Source organism: Solirubrobacter deserti, assembly GCF_027587175.1.
GTDB lineage: Bacteria > Actinomycetota > Thermoleophilia > Solirubrobacterales > Solirubrobacteraceae > Solirubrobacter > Solirubrobacter deserti.
Genome location: NZ_JAPCID010000044.1, coordinates 1 through 23,055 on the forward strand (window position 1 = coordinate 1; position 23,055 = coordinate 23,055).

Consider the following 23,055-nt stretch of genomic DNA (forward strand, 5'->3'; position numbering starts at 1 on the left):
CCCAGCGCGCGCAGGCGCCGGCGGCTCCCTCGCGACCGCAGCCGGCGACAGTGCGGCGAGCCCGGCCGGCGCGCCCGAGGCGGCGCCGCCGGTGGTCAACAAGAACCCGCACGCGGACCCGAACTTCCAGGCCATGAAGGGCAAGGCCCAGGCGGCGGGCGGTGGCGCCAAGGCCCATTCGCCCGCGGCGGCGGGGGCGGCCGCGGCGCAGGCGGCGGCGGTCGGGCCGGCCAACGACGTCCAGAGCCAGGCGGCCGCGGCACAGGTCGACGAGATGTCGACCAAGCAGCCCGGGGCGTTCGATCGCGCCGCGTTCATCCAGGCGGTCAAGCAGGCGGTCGATGCGTCGACGCCGAAGAACCTCGAAGAGGCGGACGAGTTCAAAAAGGGCGGCGCGGGCCAGGTCGCCGGCCAGGTCAGCGGGCTCGTCAAGGACGGCAAGCAGGAGTCCGAGAAGGACATCAAGGATGCGACGGCGGCCGCGCCCGACGCGTCGAAGGGCCAGGCCAAGCCGGTGCAGCCCATGGCGTCGGAGCCGGTGGGGGAGAAGGCCGCGACCGTCGGGGCGCAGGGCGCGATGCCGCCGCCGACGCCCGCCGCGGCGACCGACCTCTCCGCCGGGCCGGACAGCGTCGACGCCAAGATGGCCGAGGCAGAGGTCACGGACGAGCAGCTCCAGAAGTCCAACGAGCCGGACTTCAAGCAGGCGCTCACCGCCCGCGACGCCGCCAAGGAGCACTCCGCCCAGGCACCGCAGGACTTCCGCAAGGACGAGAAGGACGTGCTCGGCAAGGCCAAGGGCGACGCGGCCACGGCCGAGGGCGCCGGCCTGCAGGGCATGCAGGGCGCGCGCGGGAAGGCGTTCGCCCAGGTGCGCAGCCACAAGCAGGGCGCCAAGAGCGACGACGAGGCCAAGCGCGCGAAGGTCGCGACCGACATCCAGGGCATCTACGAGCGGACCAAGGGCGACGTCCAGAAGACGCTCGACGGGCTCGACGGCAAGGTCGACGCGGCCTTCAGCCAGGGCGAGGGTGCGGCGCGCAAGAAGTTCGAGGACTACGTCGGCGCCCGCATGGACGCCTACAAGGAGGACCGCTACGGCGGCCTCGGCGGCGGCGCCCTGTGGCTCAAGGACAAGTTGCTGGGCATGCCCGACGAGGTCAACCGGTTCTACGCGGAGGGCAAGACCCGCTACCTGAAGGACATGGACGGCGTCATCGGCAAGGTCGCCGACGTCGTCGGGGCGGGCCTCACCGCCGCGCGCGCCCGCATCGCGCAGGGGCAGGCTGAGATCAAGAAGTACGTCGCCCAGCTCCCGCAGGACCTGCAGAAGGTGGGCAAGGAGGCCGAGGAGAAGCTCTCCGGCCAGTTCGAGCAGCTCTCGGCGGACGTCGACAGCAAGCAGTCAGAGCTCATCGACACCCTCGCCAAGAAGTACGTCGAGTCCCGCGACGCGCTCGACGCCCGCATCGACGAGATGAAGGCCGCCAACCGCGGCCTGGTCGACAAGGCGATGGAGGCGGTCGCGGGCGTCGTCAAGACGATCCTGCAGCTCAAGAACATGCTGATGGGTGTCCTGGCCAAGGCCGCGGACGTGATCGGCGACATCATCGCCGACCCCATCGGCTTCCTCGGCAAGCTCGTCGACGGCGTCAAGGCGGGCCTGCAGCGCTTCGTCGGCAACATCGCCAACCACCTCCAGAAGGGCCTGATGGGCTGGCTGTTCGGCGCGCTCGGCGACGCCGGCATCCAGCTGCCCAAGTCCTTCGATCTCAAGGGCATCCTCGACCTCGTCCTCCAGGTCCTGGGCCTGACCTACCGCAACATCCGCGCGCGCGTGGTGAAGCTCGTCGGCGAGCCGATGGTCGCCCGGCTGGAGTCCACCGTCGAGGTCTTCAAGACGCTCGTCACCGAAGGCCCCGCCGGCCTGTGGAAGTGGATCATGAAGAAGGTCGGCGACCTCGAAGAGCTCGTCCTCGGCCAGATCAAGGACTTCATCATCGAGAAGGTCATCAAGGCCGGCATCACCTGGCTGATCGCCTTCCTGAACCCCGCCGCCGCCTTCATCAAGGCCTGCAAGGCGATCTACGACATCGTCATGTTCCTGCTCGAGCGCGGCAGCGAGATCATGAACTTCGTCCGCTCGATCCTCGACTCCGTCGGCGCGATCGCCAAGGGCAACATCGGCATCGTCGCCGAGAAGGTCGAATCTTCCCTCTCCAAGGCGCTCCCGCTGGCCATCTCCTTCCTCGCTTCCCTGCTCGGGCTCGGCGGCATCTCCGAGAAGATCCGCTCCGTCATCCAGAAGGTCCAGGCGCCGATCAACAAGGCCGTCGACTTCGTCGTCATGGGTGCGGTCAAGGGCGCGAAGAAGCTCTTCGGCGGCGCGATGAACTGGGCCAAGGGGAAGGTCAAGGCCGGCAAGGACTGGGTCAAGGGCAAGGCCCAGAGCGTCAAGGACCGGTTGAAAGGTAAGCCCGGGAAAGTCGAGGGCGAAGGTGACGATCCTCGAAGCGCCGACCAGAAGCAGCAGGCGCTCGAGGCTGCTGCCGAGGAGGTCAATGCCCTCGCGAAGCAGCCCGACGCCAAGCGAGCTGACATAGAGGCGGCGCTACCGGCCATCAAGGAACGTCACGCTTTGAAGAGTCTCAAGCTGTTCGATGAGAAGGGCGAGACACGAGTAGAGGCGACAATCAATCCCCGTCTTGAGCGACCTATTCCGCTCGCTCCCGAAGACGCCGAGGCGCTGATGGCGAAGCTCGTCACGCTGCGCGCGCCCGGCGGTCAGCGGTTCAGCGAGAAAGAGGCGGACCTGATAGTTCGGCAGCTCGCAAAGTCATCCGGTGGTACCGCGGTCGCCGGGCACATCATGTCCGGGAGGTTCGACGGGTTCAGCGGCTACACCAAAGTGGTGTCCAAGTGCAAGGTCTCCACCGACATCGACGCCGCCCTCATGGCCCTGCACCGCGCAGACGCCATTCTCTCCGGCACTCCAGGCGCGAGGCTGATCTTCGAGGACACGCAGGACAAGGTCGCGCCCAAGCACGACGTGGATCTCGGCGTGGTGGATCCGAACGGCCGCTACTCGGTGATCTATCAATTCGGCCACGCGACGGGCAGTGGCAACATCGCCTCCAAAGCCACGAAGGGTGCTGCGCAGCTCGCCCCCGTCACGGCGACGCGGAAGATCGTCGAGGTCCTCGTGTTCGGCAAGGCGGCGCCGGAGGAACGTGGCGGGCAGATGGTGATCGACGACGGAAGCAAGGCGTACTTCGACGCCCATGGCTTCGATCGGGGCCTCTCTGACTGGCCCGGCCGCAATCCTGGCATGGAGTTGCATGTGACATTCGCCACCGGCGAGACGATCATCTATCCCAAGTGATCGATGATTCTGGGACGCACATACGGGCCGGTGGGGGACTGGTGGTTCGAAGCGCGCGAGTTCGCCGAGCCGCGAGGCGCTGCTTCACTGCGTGAGCTGCTCGGCCGCTGCGAGCTGGTCGCCCGCGTCTTCGCAGACGCCGAGTTGTTGCGCCCGGAGACTTTGACCTTCTCAGGGTGGCTGACAGGACCGCGTGAGAGCTCGCGGCACATCGCGCACAGCGATCTCGTCGTTCCTCTGGCCGGAAACGCTCGCGGGCTCGCCGCTCGCGGGATAGTGCCGGTCGAATCCTTGGCACAGAAACTCGGTGAGTTCGCCTATCCGTTGACGATCGAGGTTGCGGGCACAGGCATCGTGCTCGACGCAAGAGGTGAACGCTCAGCGGAGAGCGACGTCGCTTGGCTTGAAGGGCTCACGATGGGCCACCATGTGGTGTCGGTACGGGTGCAGAGCGATGCCTTCCTCCCCTTCTCGGTCACGGGAACTCCGCAGCATGAGATCTGGGAGCACAATGCGCCCCGGCTGGAGGCAGCGCTGCGGGAAACGTCCGCGCTGTTGGGCGTTGAGCCGAGCGCTGATTTCACCGACCACGCGATCATCGACGGGTTCACCCTCCGTAACCGCACCGACGTGGACGGGGACGTCGTACCGTCGTTCGACGGTTGACAGCGCCTAGGTCGTCTTGCCGATCGCCTGCAGCGCGGTCGGGAGGATCGTCAGCTCGGGAATGAACGCGCGCGGCGGGAGGTTCACAGCGAACACGCACGCCGCCGCGACGTCCTCGGCCATGAGCATCTGGTCGCGTACCTCCCGCGGGGGCGGTTCGGGGCGGTTGTCGAGGATCTCGGTGTCGACCACGCCCGGGAGGATGATCGTCGAGCGGATCTCGCCGGAGGCCTCGAAGCCGACCGCCCGCGTCAGAGCCAGCAGCCCCGCCTTGGCCGCCTGGTAGGCCGGGCCGGAGCGGTCCGTCCAGGCGCCGGAGACACTGCCGATGAACACGACGGTCCCGTGCGCCGCGCGCAGCGCCGGCAGGAAGGCCCGCAGCGCGTTGAACGGGCCGTTCAGGTTCGCGCCGACGACCGTGTCCCAGCCCTCGTGCGTCAACTCGTGCAGCCGCCGCTCCTTGATGTTCGTGCCGGCAGCGACGATCAGCGCGTCGACACCGTCGAACTCGGCGGCGAAGGCGTCGACCGCGTCCCGGTCGGTGAAGTCGAGCCGGTGCGGGACCACGCCTTCGAGGTCGATCGACCGCCGCGCCGCCGCGTGCACGCGGTCGCCCTGGCCGAGGAACGCGCGCGCCGTCTCGAGGCCGATCCCGCTCGAGGCTCCGATGACGACGACCGTGCGGCTCATGCGGCGGTGCCCGCGAGGAAGATTTTGAACTCGGGCGGCGGCGGGCCTTGCGCCAACCGCGCGAACTGCGCCGGCCCGTCCTCCAGCGGCCGGACCGGCTCGAGGTCGTCGCCCAGCGACGCGGCCCCGCTGACGAGCCACTCGTGCGCCTGCTCGAAGTCCGGCATCGTGTACGCGTAGGAGCCCTGGATGCGGTGCTGGGAGCGCACCACGCCGTGGAAGCCGAGCGTCGTGTCGTCGCTCGCGAGCCCGATGCAGACTATCGTGCCGCCGGGGCGCAACAGCTCGAGCCCGAGCTGCCGGGTCGCCTCCGCGCCGACCGCGTCCAGCACGAGGTCGGCCTCACCCGGCTCGGCGCCGTCGGCGTGCGCGCCCAACGACACCGCGCGCGCCCGCCGGGCCTCGTCGCGCTCGACCACCGCCACGTGCGGCAACCCCTCGAGCAACGCGGCCTGCAGCGTCACCAGCCCGATCGTCCCGGCCCCGATGACCACCACGCGCGAAGCGCCGGATGGAGCGAGCCGCACCGCGTGGACGCCGTTCGCGAGCGGCTCCATCAGCGCACCGACCCGCATCGAGACGTCGTCGGGCAGCCGAAGGGCGTCCGCCGCACGCACCTTGACGAAGTCGGCGAACGCGCCTGGCACGTGCACGCCGACGAGCACCCGGTCGGCACACAGGTTCGTGTCCCCCGCCAGGCAGAGCCGGCACTCGCCGCACCCGCTCAACGGGTTCACCGCCACCCGTGCGCCCTGGAGGTCCTGCGCGCCGTCGCCGGTCGCGATCACGGTCCCCGCGAACTCATGCCCCATCACCAGCGGCGGCACGCGGTTCTTCATGTGGCCGACGTAGCCCTCGACCTCGGAGCCGCAGATGCCCACGGCCTCGGGCTGCAGGATCAGCTCGCCCGGCCCGGGATCGGTCGGCGTCGGCTGTTCCTCCACGGCCATCTCGTTCGGCCCGTGCCACACGATCGCCCTCATGGATCCACCCTTACCCCGGCGAGCACATGGTCGAGCACCGCGCGCACCTCCTCGCGGGCACGGGCCGGGTCCTCCGCGTCCGCCACGTAGATCGCGGCCTCGTTCAAGGCGCCCTGGTGCTGACCCACGGCGACGCGTTCGACGTCTTCCGCCCAGGCCCTTCGACGCCCTGTTCGCGGCCGCTCCCGGACGCGCGCTTCGTCGCGGTCCACGGCGCGCGCATTCGTGATGTGTCGCGCAGGCGATCTCACACGACCTCGACCGAGTTCACGAGCTCGCCCAGACCCGTGATCGCGATCCGCACCTCGTCGCCGCCCCGCAGCGTGAACTCGATCGCCGGGATCACCGAAGTACCCGTCAACAGCACCGCGCCCACCGGGAAGTCCTGCGCGCGATAGAGCCAGGACACGAGCTCCTCGAGGCCGCGTTTGAGCGAGGCGGTCGACGTCGAACCCGTGAACACGTCGGACCCGTCGCGCGCGATCGTCAGCGTGATCTCCAGCGCGTCAGCGCTCGGCGCCTCGTCGACCGGCACGATGCACGGACCCAAGGCGCACGAACCGCGATAGACCTTCGCCTGCGGGAGATACAGCGGGTTCTCGCCCTCGATCGAGCGCGAGGAGACGTCGTTGCCGATCGTGTAGCCCAGGATCTCGCCGCCCGCGGAGATCACGAGCGCGAGCTCGGGCTCCGGCACGTCCCAGCCCGAATCGGACCGCACACCGACCGCCGCGCCCGGTCCGCGCACCCGCCCCGGCGCCGCCTTGAAGAACAGCTCGGGCCGCTCGGCGTCGTAGACCTTGTCGTAGAAGTCGTGCGCGCCCTTGGACTCGTCGTTGCGGGCCGAGCGCGAAGCCGCGTAGGTCACGCCCGCGGCCCACACCTCCTGCCCGTCCACCGGCGCCAGGACCACCGACCCCGCCGGCACCGGCCCGTCGGCCTCGGCGTCCAGCGAGCCCGCGGCGAGCAGCGCGTCGAGGTCGCCCTTGAGCAGCTCGACCGGTCCGCCTGCAACCGGCCCACGGGCGAGGCGTGCTCCGCCCGCGGTCTGAACCCGCCAGAGCGCCATGGCTCAGCTCGCCGGGCCGATCGTGATCGTGTGGGTCGTCGTGTACAGCTCGCGCGCGGCCTTGCCCTGCTCGCGCGGCCCGAACGACGACTGCTTCTCGCCCCCGAACGGAGCGTGGAAGTCGACGCCTGAGGTCGGCATGTTGACTCGGATCATCCCCGTTTCGAGGCCGTCCACAACCGTCAGCGCCGAATCCAGGTCGGACGTGAAGACCGACGTGACCAGCCCGTAGGGCACGGAGTTGGAGATCTCCACCGCCTGCTCGGCCGACTCGGCCTTCAGCACCGTGACGATCGGCCCGAACACCTCCTCCTGCGCGAGCCGCGCCGTCGGCTGCTGGCCGTCCACGACCGTCGGCGCGAACAGCAGGCCCGGCCCGTCGAGCGCCTTGCCGCCCGTGACCACCCGCCCGCCGTCGCCGGGCGCGCCCTCGGCGGCCGCGACGAGCTTCTCGCGCGCCGGCGCGTTGATCACGGGCCCGACGATCGTGCCCTCGTCCTTGGGATCGCCGATGGCGAGCCCGTCCACGGCCGCGGCGAGCGCGTCGGTGAACTCGGCCGTGTCGCCGAGCACCAGCACGCGCCCGGTCGCGGTGCACTTCTGGCCCGCGTAGCCCATCGCCGCGCCCGCGATCACCTTCGCGGCCGCCTCCACGTCCGCGTCCGGGAGGACGATCGACGCGTTCAGCCCGCCCATCTCGGCCTGGCTCGCGATTCCGCGCGCGGTCGCCGCCTGCGCCACCTGCAACCCGACGCCGGTCGAGCCGGTGAAGCTCACCACGTCGGCCTGCTCGATCACGGCCTGGCCCGCCTCGGCCTCACCTGAGACGACGTTGAACAGCCCCTCGGGCAGCACGCCGCCCAGCAATTCCTCCAGCAGCAGCGCGCACGCGAGCGCGTCCGTCGACGGCTTGAGCACGACGGCGTTGCCGTACGCCAAAGCCGGCGCCGCCTTCCAGAGCGGGATCGCGAACGGGAAGTTCCACGGCGTGATCAGGCCCGCGACGCCGCGCGGGCGCCGGCGCGCGAGCAGCAACGTGCGCATGTCCGCGGGCGGCGCGGCGGGCAGCGTGTCGCCGTCCGGGTCCAGCGCGGCCTGCGCCTGGTAGCGCAGGATGCGCACGGCGCGGCCGTGCTCCATCACCGACTCGGTCACCGGCTTGCCGACCTCACGCACCATCAGGTCCACGACCTGGTCCTTCGCCGCGTCCAGCGCCGCGGCCGCGGCGCTCAGCGCGTCGGCGCGCACGACGGCGTTGCGCTTCCACGCCTGCTGCGCTTCGCGGGCGCGCTTGAACGCGGCCGCCACCGCCTCGCGATCCGCCGCCGGCGCGGACACCACCACATCGGACTGATCCTGCGGTGACCGGCTCTCGATCGTCTGCGTGCTCATGCTGGGCACGCTAGTACGCGCGAGCGTGCGAGCACTCCGACGGATGCAGGAAACTCCGGCGGGATGGATGCGAACGCGTTCTGGGAGCTCGTCGATCTCGGCCTGCACGACCCTGAGGGCGTCAAACGGCGGGTCGAGGCCCTGTCGGAGCAGGAGCTGGTCGACTTCTACTGGCTGCACCAGGATCACCTCGACCAGCTGCTGCCCGGCGACTTCGACTACCCCGGCCACCACCAGGACGTCGCCCTGTGCGTGATTCGCAACGGCCGGCGCTATTTCGAGGAGATCGTGGTGGACCCGGAGCACCGGCTGCCGCTGGACTCGGGCGGCTTCAACGGGTTCTCGGTCGTGGGCGTCGTGCTGGACGTGTACGAGGCGCGCTACGGCGACGTCATCCGCGACCAGGACGAACCGCCTCCGCCCGGCGCTCGCTAACCTGCGGCCGCCGTGGACGCCTTTCAAGCCATCGTCCTCGGCATCGTCCAGGGGCTGACCGAGTTCCTGCCGATCTCGAGCACCGGACACCTGCTGATCGTGCCGACGTTCCTGGGCTGGGGCGATCCGGGCGCGGCCTTCACCGCCGTCACCCAGCTCGGGACCATGGCGGCGGTCCTGCTCTACTTCCGCAAGGACCTGTGGAACATCGCCCGCTCGTGGTTCTTGAGCCTGTGGATCAAGCCCGAGCTGCGCGGGACGCTCGACGCCCGCATGGGCTGGTACATCGGGCTGGGCACGATCCCGATCGGCATCTTCGGGCTCGTCTTCAGTGACCAGATCGAGGACGGCGCGCGCTCGCTGTACCTCGTGGGTACGACGTTGATCGTGCTCGGCCTGGTGCTCCTGCTGGCCGAGAAGGTGGCCAAGCACGACCGTGAAATCGAGGACATCAAGGCCAAGGACGCGGTGTTCATCGGCTTCGCGCAGGCTGCGGCGCTCGTCCCGGGCGTCTCGCGCTCGGGCGCGACGATCACCGCCGGCCTGTTCTCGGGCTTCAACCGCGCCGCCGCCGCGCGCTACAGCTTCCTGCTGTCGGTCCCGGCGGTCGTGCTCTCCGGGCTGTTCGAGATGCGCAAGATCGGCGACCCGGGCGGCGTCGGCGCGCTGGAGACGGCGCTGGCCACGATCGCCGCGTTCATCGTCGGCTATGCGTCGATCGCGTGGCTGCTGAAGTGGCTCGCGAGCCACTCCACGATGGTCTTCGTCGTCTATCGCGTGGCGCTCGGCGTGCTCGTGATCACGCTGACGGCGACCGGTGTGATCGAAGCGTCGTAGTCTTTTTTGGTCATGGCGACCCGAGAGCGCGTCCGTCTGCCCCCTTCGGTCTTCCGCCTGCCGGTGGAGAAGATCCGCGAGGGCTACTACTCCGACGCCTATTTCAACCTGACCAAGCAGCTGCTGGAAGCCGACAACCACCACCCACGGGTGCTGATGCAGGTCTTCCAGCGCAAGGACTCGATCCTCGGCGGCGTCGACGAGGCGATCGCGGTCCTCAAGACCGGCGTCGGCCACTACGAGGGCGACGTCTGGGTGCCCACGTTCGACCAGCTCGAAGTCAAGGCCCTGCACGAGGGCGACGAGATCGAGCCGTGGGAGACCGTGATGACGATCGAGGGCGACTACGCCGAGTTCGCGCACCTCGAGACCGTCTACCTGGGCGTGATGGCCCGCCGCACGCTGATCATGCGCAACGTGCGCGAGGTGGTCAGCGCTGCAAACGGCAAGCCGATCCTGTACTTCCCCGCCCGCCACGACCACTGGCTCGTGCAGACGGGTGACGGCTGGTCGGCGCACATCGGCGGCTCGATCGGCGTCTCCACCGACGCGCAGGCGTCCTGGTGGGGCGGCCGCGGGATCGGGACGGTGCCGCACGCGCTGATCGCCGCCTACAACGGCGACACCGCGCTCGCGGCGCGCAAGTTCGCCGACCGCTTCGGCCGCGACATGAACGTCACCGTCCTCGTCGACTTCAAGAACGACAGCGTCACGACCGCGCTGGAAGTCGCCGACGCGCTGGGCGAGGACCTGTGGGGCGTGCGGTTGGACACTTCAAACACGCTCGCGGACGAGTCGCTGCGCCGGCTCCACGGCGACACGGCGCCGAAGGGCGTCGCGGCCGAGCTCGTGGAGCTGACGCGCTCAGAACTCGACAAGCACGGGTTCAAGGACGTCCGCATCGTCGTGTCCGGCGGCTTCAACGCGGAGCGCATCCGCGCCTTCGAGGCGGCGAGCATCCCGGTCGACTCCTACGGCGTGGGCTCCTCGCTGATCCGCGGCTCCAACGACTTCACGGCGGACGTCGTGCTCAACGAGGGCAAGCCGGCGGCGAAGGTCGGGCGCGAGTACAGGCCGAACGAGCGGCTCGAGCTCGTCAAGTAAGACGACTTCGGAATAGGTGCCTGCCGGTGGCGTCTCCACCGGCAGGCACCTCATGCCACGACCACGCTCGTCGGCCACGGGCAGCTGGCGAACGGCCTGCTGCAAGGTCCGCCAGCAGGCGGGGCGTCATCGGCGGGCGCGGCATCGACATCACGGTGGACCAGGGCAAGCCGCCGATCGCGGTCAACGCGGACGCCGGCGGGACGGCCCTCGACGCGGACGACCACCTGCTGGGCGTGAGGCCGTTCAAGGGCAGCTAGGAGACCAGCGGGACGAACCGCACGCGCTCGAGCGACCGGCGCTCGAACCCGTCGGCCGTCCGCCGGATGAGCACGAGCCGCTGCTCGTCCTCCTGAACCGGCACGACCAGCCGCCCGCCCTCGACGAGCTGCGCCTCGAGGGCCAGCGGGACGGTCGAAGCCGCCGCGGCGACGTTGATGGCGTCGAACGGCGCCTCGGCCGGCAGGCCCTGTGAGCCGTCGCCCACCAGCAGCGTGACGTTGTCGATCCCGGCGGCCGCGAGGTTCTGCGCCGCCCGCTCCGACAGTGCCGGATGGCGCTCCACGCTCCACACGTGCGCACCGAGCCGGGCGAGGATCGCCGCGTGATAGCCCGAGCCCGTCCCGACGTCGAGGATCCGCTCGCCGCCGCGCAGCGCGAGCAGCTCACACATGCGCGCGACGATCAGCGGTTGGGAGATCGTCTGGTCGGAACCGATCGGCAGCGGGACGTTGTCCCACGCGTCGGAGGCCAGGCGCGCCGGGACGAACCGGTCGCGCGGGACGTCGTGGACCGCCTGCAGCACGCGCTCGTCGGAGACGTGCGGACGCAGTTGCGTGAGCAGCCGGTCCCGGCCGCGCCTCACACTGCGACCCCCCTCACGCGCGAGTACGAGCCTCTTGGGCGAGTGCTCGCAGCGACGCGAGCCGCCAGGCGAGCTTCGCCGTTCACGCCATCACGCCGCCCGCCGCTCGGACCTCGGCCAGGGCGCGCTCGGAGTCGCCCGGCTCCACGTCCACGCCGCGCACCGCGGTGGAGTCCACGGTCACCTGGAAGCCGGAGCGCAGCGCGTCGAGCGCGGTGTTCTTGACGCAGTAGTCCGTCGCCAGCCCGACGACCGTCACCTGCGTGATGCCGTGCTCGCGCAGGATCTCCTCGAGGTCGGTGCCCTCGAAGCCGCTGTAGCCGTCGGTGTCGACCGCCTGACCTTTGTCCACGACGACGTCGATGTTCGTCTGCACGAGCGCCGGGTGCAGCTGCGCGCCCTGCGTGCCGGCCACGCAGTGCACGGGCCACGGGCCGCCCTGGTCGCTGAACGAGTTGTGGTCGGCGGGATGCCAGTCGCGCGTGGCCACCACCAGGTCGTAGTCGCCGGACGTGGCCAGGGCGTTGATGCGGTCGGCGATCCGGTCGCCGTCCGGCACCGCCAGGGCGCCGCCGGGCGTGAAGTCGTTCTGGAAGTCGACGATTACGAGGGCTCTTGCCATAGGGCCCTGATTGTGGCGCTCAGGTCTTCGTCGCCGTAACCGGCCTCGACGACCTTGAGCATCTGCTGCCGGATCAGGCGAGGCAGCGGGAGGTCGGGCGCGGCGTCGGAGATCAGCCCGGCGTCCTTGGCGGCCAGTACGAGCGGGAACGACGGCGGGAACTCGCGCGCGATCATCGGCTCGCCCTTGAGCCGCGCGTACGGCGTGTCCATCAGCCCGCCCTCGATCATGGACAGGAAGGCGCGTGGGTCGACGTCGAGCTGCTCGGCCAGCGCGATCGTCTCCGCCAGCGCCTCGACCAGCCCCAGCACCCACGCGTTGCCGACGAGCTTCATCCGCTGGCCCGCGCCGATCTCGTCGCCGAGGTCGATGACCTTCGCCGACACGGGCGCGAAGACCTCGCCCAGGCGCTCGCGGCCGGGCCCGCTCGCCAGCACGGTGAGCTTGCCGTCCTCGGCCGGCTTGCGCGTGCCCATCACGGGACCGTCGACGTGCGGCGCGAACTTCGCCGGCCACTCGACCCCGATGGTCGACGCCTGCCACCACACGACGCCGTCGGGCAGCGTCACGTCGTCCATCACGGCCGCGACGGTCGGCCCGTCGGCGAGCATCGTGATCACGACCTCTGCGCCTTCGACCGCCTCGCGCGGCGTGCCCGCCACGCTCGCGCCCAGGCCCTCGGCCTTGGCCGCGGTCCGGTTCCAGGCACGGACCTCATGCCCCGCGGAGGCGAGGTTGCGCGCCATCGGCGCGCCCATGATGCCCGTGCCCAGGACCGCGATTCTCATGAGCTCAGAAGCGAAGCACCGCGCCGATGCCGCCGAGCTCGTCCAGATCCGTGTGGTGGCGCACGACCATCGCGCTGGCGGACTGCTCGATCGCCTTCTCGATCGCCGGCTCGACGATGTTGTCCACCGGCTCGCCCTCGTCGCGGCCCTCCGGCAGCAGCAGCCCGGCCTGGAAGTCCACCCGGCCCGGGATCTGGAAGTTCTCCGCGATCAGCAGCGTCTCCACGCGCGCCTGGTTGAGCGCGTCCAGCACCTCGGCGATGCCGGCCGCGCCGCGCCCGCCCGTGCCGACGCCCTGCTGTAGCCGGTCCAGCGCCTCGCGCTCGAGGCGCATCTGGTGCGCGGTGATCTCGGTCGCCGCGGCTGCGCACACGTCGTCGAGCGACGCGTTCTCGATGTCCACGGAGATCTTGCCCGCGATCCGCTCGGCCAGGTACGGGTGCAGCTTGCCCTTGAACTCGGTGATCAGCTCCTCGGGCGCGCCGATCAGAATCCGGTCGGCCCCGCGCTTCTTGTAGAGGTCGAACGCGAGGTCGGCGGCGTTCTGGAGGTGGTCGGAGACCTCCTTGTCGACGGAGCGCTGGTAGCGCATCTGCGACCAGCCGCCCTGATCGTGCTGGGAGTGCACGTCGTCGACGAAGCGATCGGTCTCCTCGAGGCCCTCGTTGGGCCCGAAGAACAGCCGCGCGGCGCGGCGGTTGCTGAGCAGCACCATCCACATCTCGTCCGTGCCCTGGAGCACGAGCGGCTCGACGTACGGCGTGTCGTTGACCACGACCTTGTTGTCCACGGGCCGCCGCAGCCGGATGACCTCCAGCAGATCGGCCGGGCCGCAGGCGTAGACTGCGACGGCGCGCGTGCCGTTCTGCGCGATGTCACCGCCCTCGAGGACGCCGCGCACGCGTTCGATGTCGTCGCGCAGCGCGAGCAGCTCATCGTGCGTCAGCCCCTCGGTCTCGTCGACCTTGTGCGACGCGTCCGTCAGGACCGAGGTGATGGCGGATGATCGCGCGTTCGCGGTGGCGAACTGCGTCGGGTCCAGATTCAGGAACACGGACAGCACGCGCCCCTGCTCAGGGTGCACGGCGGAGAGTGCCCGAAGGCGGGCCTGCGTGATCGGTTCGGCCATTGCGGTCGCCTACCCCACGTTCGCGGCGGCCGAACCGGGTTGCGTCAACACGCGCACCCGGGTGTCACGGCCCCCGGTTGACGGACTCGCCTCGGGCAGGATCCCGAGGCCTTCCAGCATCACGAAGAACGCGCGCGCCCAGACCGACTCGGTCGTGCGGGCGCGGACGTCCTTCCAGTCGATGCGCTCGCGCAGCGCGCGGGAGATGGCCAGCAGGGACTCGTAGCGCAGCGAGTGCTCATCCAGAGCCATGAGCTTCGTCACGAGCACGTCCTCGAGCGCCATCACGCGCATCTCCATGCCGAGTACGGACATTACCTCGCCGCGCTCGATCAGGGCGTCGTCGACCGGCGTGCCCTTGGGGTGGTGGATCAGGTCGACGAGCGTCTCGCCGTCCCAGACCTTCACGAGCCATTCCTCCGGCGGGTCCTCGAAGCGCATGCCGGCGGCCCCGAGCGCCTCGACCGCACGGTCGATGTCTTCGGGCTTGAGCATCAGATCGAGGTCGTGACGGGTCTCCGGGCCGCCGCGCGCCCAGCTGGCGAGGCTCCCTCCGAGCAGGAACGGGACGTCCGCTTCACGCAGGGCTGCGGCGGACTTCTTCAGCGACGCCTCGAGATCCGAGAACGGGCTCTCCTCATCCGTGGACATGTGAACGGGCTACCCGGTGCCCACGATCGGGTAGCCGTTTCGGATATGAGTTCGATCGCCATCGACGGCCGCCCCGCCGAGCGGCGGGAGGAATGCCGGATCCGGATCGCCGCCGCGGGGGACATCCACTACGGGGAACGCGCCGACGACCGGGAGCGCGCGCGGGCGACGTTCGCCGCGCTCGAGGACCGCGTGGACGTGATCCTGCTGGCCGGTGACCTCACGACGCACGGTGAGCCCGAGCAGGCGCAGATCGTCGCCGACGCCGTGCGCGACGTCGGCGTGCCGGTCCTGACCGTGCTCGGCAACCACGACTGGCACGTCAACCGGGCGGACGACTTCAAGGCCGTCCTGCAGGAGGCGGGCGTGGTCGTCCTCGACAAGACCCATTCGCACGAGGTGCTCGACATCTGCGACACGCAGGTCGGGATCGCGGGCGTGAAGGGGTTCATGGGCGGCTTCCCCGGCTCGCACCTGCCCGACTTCGGCGAGCCGTCGCTGCGGGGCGTGTACCGCGAGAGCATCGAGGAGGCCGAGGCGCTCGACGAAGGGCTGCGGGCGATCCAGATGTGCGCGTTCCGGATCGTGCTCATGCACTACGCGCCGACCACCGAGACGCTCGTCGGCGAGCGGGAGACGATCTGGACCTTCCTCGGCACCGACCGGCTCGCGCCGCCGCTGCTCGAGCACAACCCGGACATGGTCCTGCACGGGCACGCCCACGCAGGCACGTTCGAGGGCCGCATCGGCGAGGTGCCGGTCTACAACGTCAGCGTGCCGGTGCTCGGCGAGGACTTCTGGGTCTTCGAGCTCACGGGTGAGCGTCGGCGCGTGCCCTCAGAAGTTCACTGATCACGGCCCTTGCCGGATTCCATGTGCGGACAGTCACCCGCGGCCGGGCCACGAGATGCCGCGGCCCTTGATGTTCGCGGTCAGGTACGGCGGGTCCGAGCCCTCGGGCAGGTACAACAGCCACTGGGGCTCGCCGGCGCTGAACCCGATGTCCGGACGCAGGATCGCGTACATGGCGTTCTTGAGGCCCTTGGCGTACCTGCTCTTGGCCATGCGCTCGATCGCGCGCGGGTCGACGCGGGAGAGCCGGATCGTCTTGGTCTGCGCGCCGTTGGGCGCGCTGATGTCGCGGCCGGTGAGCTCGCCGTCGAACCCGAACTGGAGGGCGACCACGCGCCCGCCGGACTTCATCGCCACCGAGGCGCGCTCGGGCCAGACGGTGAGGTCGTACAGGGCGTCGCCCTCCTTGGCGGCGGCGTCGAGCACCTTATGCAGGTTCTCCGCGCGCATCAGCGAGTCGGGCTCGGCGCCGCCCGGCTCCGGGTTCTCCTCGCCGCTCAGCCGCAGGCCCTTGCCGTTGAGGTTGGCGATGAAGCTGTCGGGCTCCCCGCGCAGCATGTAGACGTTCCACTGGCGGCTGGAGCCGGTCAGCGAGAGGCGCTCCACGGGCTCGCCGGTCTCCTTGCGCGCGGCCTTGCTGATCCGGTCCAGGGCCTTGGGGTCGAGCTTGGCGACGGGCACGGTGCCGATCGGGTCGGCCTCGCCGACGTCGTCCTTCATCGAGCGCCCGGAGGCGTCGATGCGGACGACCAGCCGCCGGCCTGAGTCGATCGCGGTCGCGTCGACCTCGAGCAGGTTGACGTTGAGCGACTGCAGCCGGCCGTCCGGGCCGAGCTCGCGCTCGAGCGCCTCGATCACGCGCTCGAAGTTCGCGGACTGCATGAAGTTGCCCTCGATGGAGGCGGCGTTGCCGCGGCCGTACTGGCCGGTGAGGTCGGCGGGCCCGAGCTCCCGCATGACCCAGAAGCCGCCGTAGGCGCCGGCGACGGTGGCGAGCAGGGCGAAGAAGACGGTGATCGCGCGCATGGTCTAGAGCTCCGAGAGGATCCGCTTGCGCTGCTCGTCGTAGGCCGCGTCGTCGAGCAGCCCGGACGCCTTGAGCTGGTCGAGCTGGCGCAGCCGGGCCGCGATGTCCTCCGGGTCCTGCGCCGTCCGTGGCTGCCACTGCGGGGCGGGTGCTTCGAACGTGGGCTCGCGAGCCGGCTGCGGCCGTGGGGGCGGCGTCCCGAAGGTGGCGGCGACCGGCTGTGCCGGCTGCGGCACGGCGTGCCCGTGGCTGCGGCGGCGGCCGACGAACGGGACGGTGAACAGCACCATCGGCGCGGAGACGGCGGCGATGATCTCCAGACCGGGGCGCGTGTCGTTCTCGTTGACGTCGAGGATGCCGAGCATCACGCCGGCGCCGACGGCGATGATCGCGGGGAGGATGAAGCGCAGCAGCGAGCTGGCCAGCGCCGCGCCGGCGAGCGCGACGAACGCGCCCAGGATCATCAGCACGATCATCTCGCCGAAGCCGTCCGGGCACGGCGCGCCGAGCACGTTGCCGTACTCGTCGGTCCCGCAGCTGCCGTTCTCGATCGCCTGCGCGATCCCGTAGGTCATGAGGGAGAGCCCACCGGCAGCCGCTCCGAGTCCGATCGTCGTCCGTATGAGCACGGCGCGATCGTATGGCCCGTCCGGAACCCCGCGCCATTCGGGGAACCGAACCTTTGGCGGGGGAGTACCGTCCGCGTGGTGAGCGTTACCCGCAAGGAGTTGCTGGCCGGGGGTGCGGCGCTCGCGCTCGTCGGCTGCGGGGAGAAGAAGTCCGCGGGGCCGGCGTTCTTCGCCCTCGATCCGCGCTGGCGCCACTTCGACGCGTTCCTGTTCGCCGCCCACCCGAAGCCGGTGCGCGACGCGATCGAGCGCCACCGGCGCGGGCTGGACGCGGGCGCGGCCGACTACCTGCGGCGCCACGAGGCGGAGCTGGACGAGGCGGTGGCGGTCGCCGGCGCGCGGTATCTCGGCGTTCAGCCCGGGACGCTGGCGTTCGTCGACTCCACCACGATGGGGCTGGCGCTCACCTACCGCGGGCTCCTGCAACCGGGCGACGAGGTGCTCACGACCGAGCACGACCACTACGCGACGCACGAGTCGCTGCGGTTGAGCGGCGCGACGGTGCGCCGGGTGCGCCTCTACGACGATCCGGCGCAGGCGTCCGCGGACGCGATGATCGGCGCGCTCCGAGGTGCGCTGACCGAGCGCACGAAGGTCGTCGCGCTGACCTGGGTGCACTCGGGCACGGGCGTGAAGCTGCCGCTGATGAAGCTGCGCGCCGCGCTCGGCAACGCGGTCACGCTCGTGGTCGACGCCGTCCACGCGCTCGGCGTCGAGCCCGATCCCATCGACATCCACCTGTGCGACGTGCTGGTGGCCGGCACACACAAATGGCTGGGCGGGCCGCGCGGGACGGGCCTGATCTGGTCGATCAAGGCGTGGGACAAGATGGCGCCGGTGATCCCGTCGTTCGGCCGCGAGCCGTACGGCGCGTGGCTGCAGGGCGAGCCGGTCGGGCCCGTCGAGGCCGACCGGGTCGGCGAGCTGTTCACGCCCGGCGGCTATCACTCGTTCGAGCACCGCTGGGCGCTCGCACAGGCGTTCGACTGGCAGCACGGGCTCGGTCGCGCGCACGTCGCCGAGCGCACGCACGGGCTGGCGGAGCGCTTGAAGGACGGGCTGGCGCGCCTGTCGCACGTGCGGCTGGTCACGCCGCGCTCGCGGGAGGTGTCGTCCGGGATCGTGTGCTTCGACGTGGCGGGCATGCGCCCCGACCAGGTCGTGGACCGCCTGGGACGGCGCCGGATCCGTGCGTCCGTGACCCCGTACGCGGAGCAGCACGTGCGGCTCGGGACCTCGCTGCACGTGGACGCGAAGGACGTCGACGCCGCCGTGAGCGCTGTGAAATCGCTACGGGGGTAGGCTCATTGACACGAAAATCCACTCCTACGGGAGCTTGAAACCGTGTCAGAGAATTCCTTCAACGCCCGAGCGGACCTCGAAGTCGGCGGGCGTTCCTATGAGATTTACCGCCTGGACGCGCTCCAGGAGAAGTTCGACGTCGCGCGCCTGCCGTTCTCGCTGAAGGTGCTGCTGGAGAACCTCCTGCGCACCGAGGACGGCGTGTCGGTCCGCAAGGAGGACATCGAGGCGCTCGCCAGCTGGGACCACAACGCCGAGCCCTCCAAGGAGATCGCGTTCACGCCCGCGCGCGTGGTGATGCAGGACTTCACCGGCGTGCCGGCGATCGTGGACCTCGCGGCGCTGCGCGACGCGATGTCCGACCTGGGCGGCGACCCCGCCAAGATCAACCCGCTCGTCCCCGCGGAGCTGGTCATCGACCACTCGGTCCAGGTGGACCAGTTCGGCACGCGCGAGGCGCTGCGCTTCAACACCGAGCGCGAGTACGAGCGCAATCAGGAGCGCTACGAGTTCCTGCGCTGGGGCCAGACGGCGTTCGAGGGCTTCGTGGTCGTCCCGCCGGAGACCGGCATCGTCCACCAGGTCAACCTCGAGTACCTCGCGCGCGTGGTCTTCGAGTCCGGCGGCGTGCTGTACCCGGACACGCTCGTCGGGACCGACTCGCACACGACGATGATCAACGGCCTGGGCGTGCTCGGCTGGGGCGTCGGCGGTATCGAGGCCGAGGCCGCGATGCTCGGCCAGGCGATGTCCATGCTGATTCCGCGCGTGGTCGGCTTCAAGCTCAACGGCGAGCTGCCGGAGGGCGCGACCGCGACCGACCTGGTGCTCACCGTCACGCAGATGCTGCGCGAGCACAAGGTCGTCGGCAAGTTCGTCGAGTTCTACGGCGCGGGCGTGACCAACACGCCGCTCGCCGACCGCGCGACGATCGGCAACATGTCGCCGGAGTTCGGGTCGACGTGCGCGATCTTCCCGATCGACGCCGAGACGATCCGCTACATGCGCTTCACGGGCCGCTCGGAGGAGCAGTGCGAGCTGGTCGAGGCCTACGCCCGCGCGCAGGGCATGTGGCACGACGAGAGCGCCGAGGAGCCGACTTACAGCGAGACGCTGGAGCTGGACCTCGGGGACGTCGTCCCGTCCCTGGCGGGCCCGAAGCGCCCGCAGGACCGCGTGTCGCTCACGGAGTCCAAGGCCGCGTTCCGGATCGCGCTCGAGGACATCCTCCCCGACGCCGAGCCGGAGGCCGCGGCCGACGAGCCGGGCGTGCCGGGCCACGGGACGACGGCGCAGACCGACGTCGACGAGGAGGCCGAGGAGTCGTTCCCCGCCTCCGACCCGCCCGCGCACAACGGCGGCAGCGGCGGGGACGACGGCTCGCCCGCGACGGCCGGCGGCACCGGCGGCCTGCAGGTCGCCGAGCGCGAGGAGCACCACGTCAACCTCACGCTCGAGGACGGCACCGAGACCAACCTCGATCACGGCCACGTCGTGATCGCGGCCATCACGTCCTGCACGAACACGTCGAACCCGTCGGTGATGATCGCCGCCGGCCTGGTCGCGAGGGCGGCGCGCGAGCGCGGCCTGAAGTCCAAGCCGTGGGTGAAGACGTCGCTCGCGCCGGGCTCGAAGGTCGTCATGGAGTACTACGAGAAGGCCGGCTTGACCGAGGACCTCGAGGCGCTCGGCTTCCACCTCGTCGGCTACGGGTGCACGACGTGCATCGGCAACTCGGGCCCGCTGCCGCAGGCGGTCTCGGACGTCGTCAACGCCGAGGACCTCGCGGTCGTGTCCGTGCTCTCGGGCAACCGCAACTTCGAGGGCCGGATCAACCCGGACGTGAAGATGAACTACCTCGCGTCCCCGCCGCTGGTGGTGGCGTACGCGATCGCGGGGACGATGGACATCGACCTGCTCGACGAGCCGCTGGGCCAGGACTCCGAGGGCGCCGACGTCTACCTGAAGGACATCTGGCCCTCCGCGGCCGACGTCGCGCGGGTGGTCGAGGGCTCGGTCGACGAGGAGATGTTCCTGAAGTCCTACGGCGAGGTGTTCGAGGGCGACGAGCGCTGGCGCACCCTCCAGATCCCGGAGGGCGACCGCTTCGCCTGGTCGGACGACTCGACCTACGTGCGGCGGCCCTCGTTCCTGGAGGACGTGCCGAAGGAGCCGGTCGCGCCGGAGGACATCCAGGGCGCGCGCGTGCTGGCCAAGCTCGGCGACTCGGTCACGACCGACCACATCTCGCCCGCGGGCGCGATCAAGAAGGGCACGCCGGCGGCGAACTACCTCAACGAGCACGGCGTCGAGCAGAAGGACTTCAACTCCTACGGCTCGCGCCGCGGCAACCACGAGGTGATGGTCCGCGGCACGTTCGCGAACATCCGCCTGCGCAACCAGCTCGCGCCCGGCACGGAGGGCGGCTTCACCCGCCACCAGCCGTCGGGCGAGGAGATGACGATCTACGACGCCTCGAACAAGTACGCGCAGGAAGACGTGCCGCTGATCGTGCTCGCCGGCAAGGAGTACGGCTCGGGCTCGTCGCGTGACTGGGCGGCCAAGGGCACCAAGCTCCTGGGCGTGCGGGCCGTGATCGCCGAGTCCTTCGAGCGCATCCACCGCTCCAACCTGGTCGGCATGGGCGTGCTGCCGCTGCAGTTCAACGACGGCGACAGCGCTGAGTCGCTCGGGCTGACCGGCGAGGAGGAGTTCTCCATCACCGGCGTCGAGGGCGGCGAGGCCAAGGAGGTGACCGTGCGCGCCGACGACAAGGAGTTCAAGGTGCGTGTGCGGATCGACACCCCCAAGGAGGTCCAGTACTACCAGCACGGCGGCATCCTGCCGTTCGTGCTCCGACAGCTGCTGGCGGCGTAACTTGCCGCTACCGGAGACCCTGCGCCGGCTGCTCACCGCAGCCGGCCCGTCCGGCTACGAGCAGGCGCCGGCCGCGGTGTTCCGCGAGGCGGCGTCGGCGTTCGCCGAGGTGAGGCACGACACCGTGGGCTCCACGGTCGCGCGCGTCCCCGGCACGGGCGGCGGGAAGTCGGTCGCGGTCGTCGGGCACATCGACGAGATCGGGCTGATCGTCCACCACATCGACGACGACGGGTTCCTGTGGTTCACCGGCGTCGGCGGGTGGGACCCGATCGTGCTCGTCGGCCAGCGGGTCGACATCGCGACGCGCGGCGGGGTCGTTCCGGGAGTCGTCGGCAAGCGGCCGATCCACCTCATGAAGGAGGAGGACCGCAAGAAGGGCCCCGAGCTCAAGCACCTGCACATCGACATCGGCGCCGCCGACGGGGATGAGGCGCGGCGCCTGGTGCGGATCGGGGACGTCGCCGTGATCGCCGGGGAGCCGTTGGAGTTTCCCGGCGGGCGGTTCGTCTCACGCTCGATGGACAACCGGCTCGGGTGCTACATCGCGCTGGAGGCCGCCCGGCTCGTGAGCGAGGCGGGCGGTGCGCCCGGCGACGTGTACGCCGTCGCGGTCGCGCAGGAGGAGATCACCTTCGGCGGGTCGCACACCACGGCCTACTCGCTGGCGCCGGACGTGGCGATCGCCGTCGACGTGACCTTCGCCACCGATCAGCCGGGCATCTCCGAGCAGGAGCTGGGCAAGCACCGCTTCGGGTCGGGCGCCGTGCTGACGCGCGGCTCGACGCTGCACCCGCTGCTGTTCGAGCTGCTGCACGAGACCGCCGAGGCCGAGGGCATCCCGTTCACGATCGACGCCTCGGGCCGCGCCACCGGCACCGACGCCGACGCGATCCACCTCTCCCGCGCCGGCATCCCGACCACGGTCATCTCCGTGCCGCTGCGCTACATGCACTCGCCGGTGGAGATGGTGCAGCTCTCCGACGTGGACGCGGCGGCGCGGCTGATCGCCGCGTTCGCGCAGCGCCTCCCGGCCGACGTGGACTTCCGTAGGTAAGTTGCTCCTGCTGCTGTTCGACATCGACGGCACGCTGCTCCAGCGTGCTTCCGGTGAGCACGCGGCCGCGCTGCGTGCGGCGGCCGGCCGCGTGCACGGCGTGGACCTGTCTCGGGTGGACTCCGTCGAGTACGCCGGGCGGACCGACCGCGCGATCGCGCGGGACCTGCTGGCCGCGGCGGGCGTCGAGGAGCTCGACGAGGCGTGGGTGGAAGAGACCGTGCGCGAGTACGAGCGGCTCTGCCCGCCCGACCTGAGCGCGACGGTCGCGCCGGGGATGGTCGAGCTGCTCGACGCGCTGGCGGCGCGCCCGGACGAGTTCCGGCTCGCGCTGGTCACGGGCAATCTCGAGCCGGTCGCGCGCCGCAAGCTGGGCGCGGCCGGGATCGGGCACTACTTCGAGCCCGGCCAGGGCGGGTTCGGCTCCGACGACGAGGACCGCGGCCGCCTGCCGGCGATCGCCCGCGGCCGAGCGAGCGACCCGGCGTGGCCGCGCGGACGGACCGTGGTGATCGGTGACACGCCGCGGGACATCCACTGCGCGCGCGTGGACGAGGTCCGCGTCGCCGCGGTGGCGACGGGCTCGTTCGGCGTCGAGGCGCTGGCCGAGGCGGACGCGGTCGTCGACGACGCCCGGTCGCTCCTGCCGGTGCTCGAAGATTGGCGCTGACCCCCCCGAGTGCTCAGTTTGTCAACCT

General features: G+C 70.6%; 22 protein-coding genes. 10 read left to right on the forward strand and 12 right to left on the reverse strand.

Features of this window, described 5'->3' with window-relative positions; genetic code table 11:
* Positions 1-3,382: phage tail protein (locus OJ962_RS24625; protein WP_270006670.1), on the forward strand; the 3,382-nt coding region annotated here is incomplete at its 5' end.
* A 3-nt stretch (positions 3,383-3,385) separates the two neighbouring features.
* Entirely contained in the window at positions 3,386-4,048 is a 663-nt protein-coding gene (locus OJ962_RS24630) for a hypothetical protein (protein ID WP_202958104.1), read from the forward strand.
* Between the two features lie 6 nt (positions 4,049-4,054).
* Here the strand turns inward: OJ962_RS24630 and OJ962_RS24635 are convergent, their stop codons facing one another.
* Genes OJ962_RS24635 through OJ962_RS24655 form a run of 5 tightly spaced genes read right to left on the reverse strand, consistent with a single transcriptional unit; the run spans position 4,055 to position 8,182 of the window.
* Positions 4,055-4,738, reverse strand: coding sequence for an SDR family oxidoreductase (locus OJ962_RS24635; protein ID WP_202958105.1), 684 nt, complete (start codon positions 4,736-4,738; stop codon positions 4,055-4,057).
* Entirely contained in the window at positions 4,735-5,721 is a 987-nt protein-coding gene (locus OJ962_RS24640) for an alcohol dehydrogenase catalytic domain-containing protein (RefSeq protein ID WP_202958106.1), read from the reverse strand. Before OJ962_RS24640 ends, OJ962_RS24635 begins: the two co-directional genes overlap by 4 nt.
* Positions 5,718-5,933, reverse strand: coding sequence for a hypothetical protein (locus tag OJ962_RS24645; RefSeq protein ID WP_270006671.1), 216 nt, complete (start codon positions 5,931-5,933; stop codon positions 5,718-5,720). The genes OJ962_RS24640 and OJ962_RS24645 overlap by 4 nt, the downstream gene beginning before the upstream one ends.
* 35 nt (positions 5,934-5,968) lie before the next feature.
* The gene (locus OJ962_RS24650; RefSeq protein WP_202958108.1) at positions 5,969-6,790 is read right to left on the reverse strand and encodes a fumarylacetoacetate hydrolase family protein; all 822 of its coding nucleotides are present in this window, start codon (positions 6,788-6,790) and stop codon (positions 5,969-5,971) included.
* A gap of 3 nt (positions 6,791-6,793) precedes the next feature.
* Positions 6,794-8,182, reverse strand: a complete 1,389-nt coding sequence (locus OJ962_RS24655; RefSeq protein ID WP_202958109.1) for an aldehyde dehydrogenase family protein — start codon at positions 8,180-8,182, stop codon at positions 6,794-6,796.
* Positions 8,183-8,245: 63 nt separating this feature from the next.
* Here OJ962_RS24655 and OJ962_RS24660 point away from each other — a divergent pair, with 63 nt between their 5' ends.
* Genes OJ962_RS24660 through OJ962_RS24670 form a run of 3 tightly spaced genes read left to right on the forward strand, consistent with a single transcriptional unit; the run spans position 8,246 to position 10,558 of the window.
* On the forward strand, positions 8,246-8,617 hold the full coding sequence (locus OJ962_RS24660; protein ID WP_202958110.1) for a DUF4240 domain-containing protein: 372 nt from the start codon (positions 8,246-8,248) through the stop codon (positions 8,615-8,617).
* Between the two features lie 12 nt (positions 8,618-8,629).
* Positions 8,630-9,454 carry an undecaprenyl-diphosphate phosphatase gene (locus OJ962_RS24665; protein ID WP_202958111.1) on the forward strand — a complete coding sequence of 275 codons (825 nt, stop codon included), beginning with the start codon at positions 8,630-8,632 and terminating at the stop codon, positions 9,452-9,454.
* A 12-nt stretch (positions 9,455-9,466) separates the two neighbouring features.
* Positions 9,467-10,558, forward strand: a complete 1,092-nt coding sequence (locus tag OJ962_RS24670; RefSeq protein WP_202958112.1) for a nicotinate phosphoribosyltransferase — start codon at positions 9,467-9,469, stop codon at positions 10,556-10,558.
* 256 nt (positions 10,559-10,814) lie between these two features.
* On the opposite strand, the gene OJ962_RS24675 is transcribed toward OJ962_RS24670, so the two are convergent.
* The 5 genes from OJ962_RS24675 to OJ962_RS24695 form a co-directional block, all read right to left on the reverse strand.
* Positions 10,815-11,423 (reverse strand): protein-L-isoaspartate(D-aspartate) O-methyltransferase, encoded by a 609-nt coding sequence (locus tag OJ962_RS24675; protein WP_202958114.1) that lies wholly within the window; start codon positions 11,421-11,423, stop codon positions 10,815-10,817.
* Between the two features lie 82 nt (positions 11,424-11,505).
* Positions 11,506-12,045 (reverse strand): bifunctional nicotinamidase/pyrazinamidase, encoded by a 540-nt coding sequence (gene pncA, locus OJ962_RS24680; protein ID WP_202958115.1) that lies wholly within the window; start codon positions 12,043-12,045, stop codon positions 11,506-11,508.
* The gene (locus OJ962_RS24685) at positions 12,027-12,833 is read right to left on the reverse strand and encodes an NAD(P)-dependent oxidoreductase (RefSeq protein ID WP_202958116.1); all 807 of its coding nucleotides are present in this window, start codon (positions 12,831-12,833) and stop codon (positions 12,027-12,029) included. The genes pncA and OJ962_RS24685 overlap by 19 nt, the downstream gene beginning before the upstream one ends.
* A gap of 4 nt (positions 12,834-12,837) precedes the next feature.
* Complete coding sequence (locus OJ962_RS24690) at positions 12,838-13,962, reverse strand: baeRF10 domain-containing protein (RefSeq protein ID WP_202958117.1); 1,125 nt, start codon at positions 13,960-13,962, stop codon at positions 12,838-12,840.
* A 9-nt stretch (positions 13,963-13,971) separates the two neighbouring features.
* Positions 13,972-14,613 carry a nucleotidyltransferase gene (locus tag OJ962_RS24695; RefSeq protein WP_202958118.1) on the reverse strand — a complete coding sequence of 214 codons (642 nt, stop codon included), beginning with the start codon at positions 14,611-14,613 and terminating at the stop codon, positions 13,972-13,974.
* Positions 14,614-14,658: 45 nt separating this feature from the next.
* On the opposite strand from OJ962_RS24695, the gene OJ962_RS24700 reads away from it, so the two are divergent.
* The gene (locus OJ962_RS24700; RefSeq protein WP_202958119.1) at positions 14,659-15,465 is read left to right on the forward strand and encodes a metallophosphoesterase family protein; all 807 of its coding nucleotides are present in this window, start codon (positions 14,659-14,661) and stop codon (positions 15,463-15,465) included.
* Between the two features lie 33 nt (positions 15,466-15,498).
* Here OJ962_RS24700 and OJ962_RS24705 read toward each other — a convergent pair whose 3' ends face one another.
* Together OJ962_RS24705 and OJ962_RS24710 are read right to left on the reverse strand one after the other, a co-directional pair.
* Complete coding sequence (locus OJ962_RS24705; protein ID WP_202958120.1) at positions 15,499-16,491, reverse strand: hypothetical protein; 993 nt, start codon at positions 16,489-16,491, stop codon at positions 15,499-15,501.
* Between the two features lie 3 nt (positions 16,492-16,494).
* Entirely contained in the window at positions 16,495-17,121 is a 627-nt protein-coding gene (locus OJ962_RS24710) for an SHOCT domain-containing protein (protein WP_202958121.1), read from the reverse strand.
* Between the two features lie 78 nt (positions 17,122-17,199).
* Here OJ962_RS24710 and OJ962_RS24715 point away from each other — a divergent pair, with 78 nt between their 5' ends.
* Genes OJ962_RS24715 through OJ962_RS24730 form a run of 4 tightly spaced genes read left to right on the forward strand, consistent with a single transcriptional unit; the run spans position 17,200 to position 23,027 of the window.
* A complete protein-coding gene (locus tag OJ962_RS24715) occupies positions 17,200-18,423 on the forward strand; it encodes an aminotransferase class V-fold PLP-dependent enzyme (RefSeq protein WP_202958122.1) in 1,224 nt (407 codons plus the stop codon).
* 42 nt (positions 18,424-18,465) lie between these two features.
* The gene (gene acnA / locus OJ962_RS24720; protein ID WP_202958123.1) at positions 18,466-21,300 is read left to right on the forward strand and encodes an aconitate hydratase; all 2,835 of its coding nucleotides are present in this window, start codon (positions 18,466-18,468) and stop codon (positions 21,298-21,300) included.
* A gap of 1 nt (position 21,301) precedes the next feature.
* Positions 21,302-22,357 carry a M20/M25/M40 family metallo-hydrolase gene (locus OJ962_RS24725; protein ID WP_202958124.1) on the forward strand — a complete coding sequence of 352 codons (1,056 nt, stop codon included), beginning with the start codon at positions 21,302-21,304 and terminating at the stop codon, positions 22,355-22,357.
* Between the two features lies 1 nt (position 22,358).
* On the forward strand, positions 22,359-23,027 hold the full coding sequence (locus OJ962_RS24730) for a haloacid dehalogenase-like hydrolase (RefSeq protein WP_202958125.1): 669 nt from the start codon (positions 22,359-22,361) through the stop codon (positions 23,025-23,027).
* Positions 23,028-23,055 lie beyond the last annotated feature (28 nt).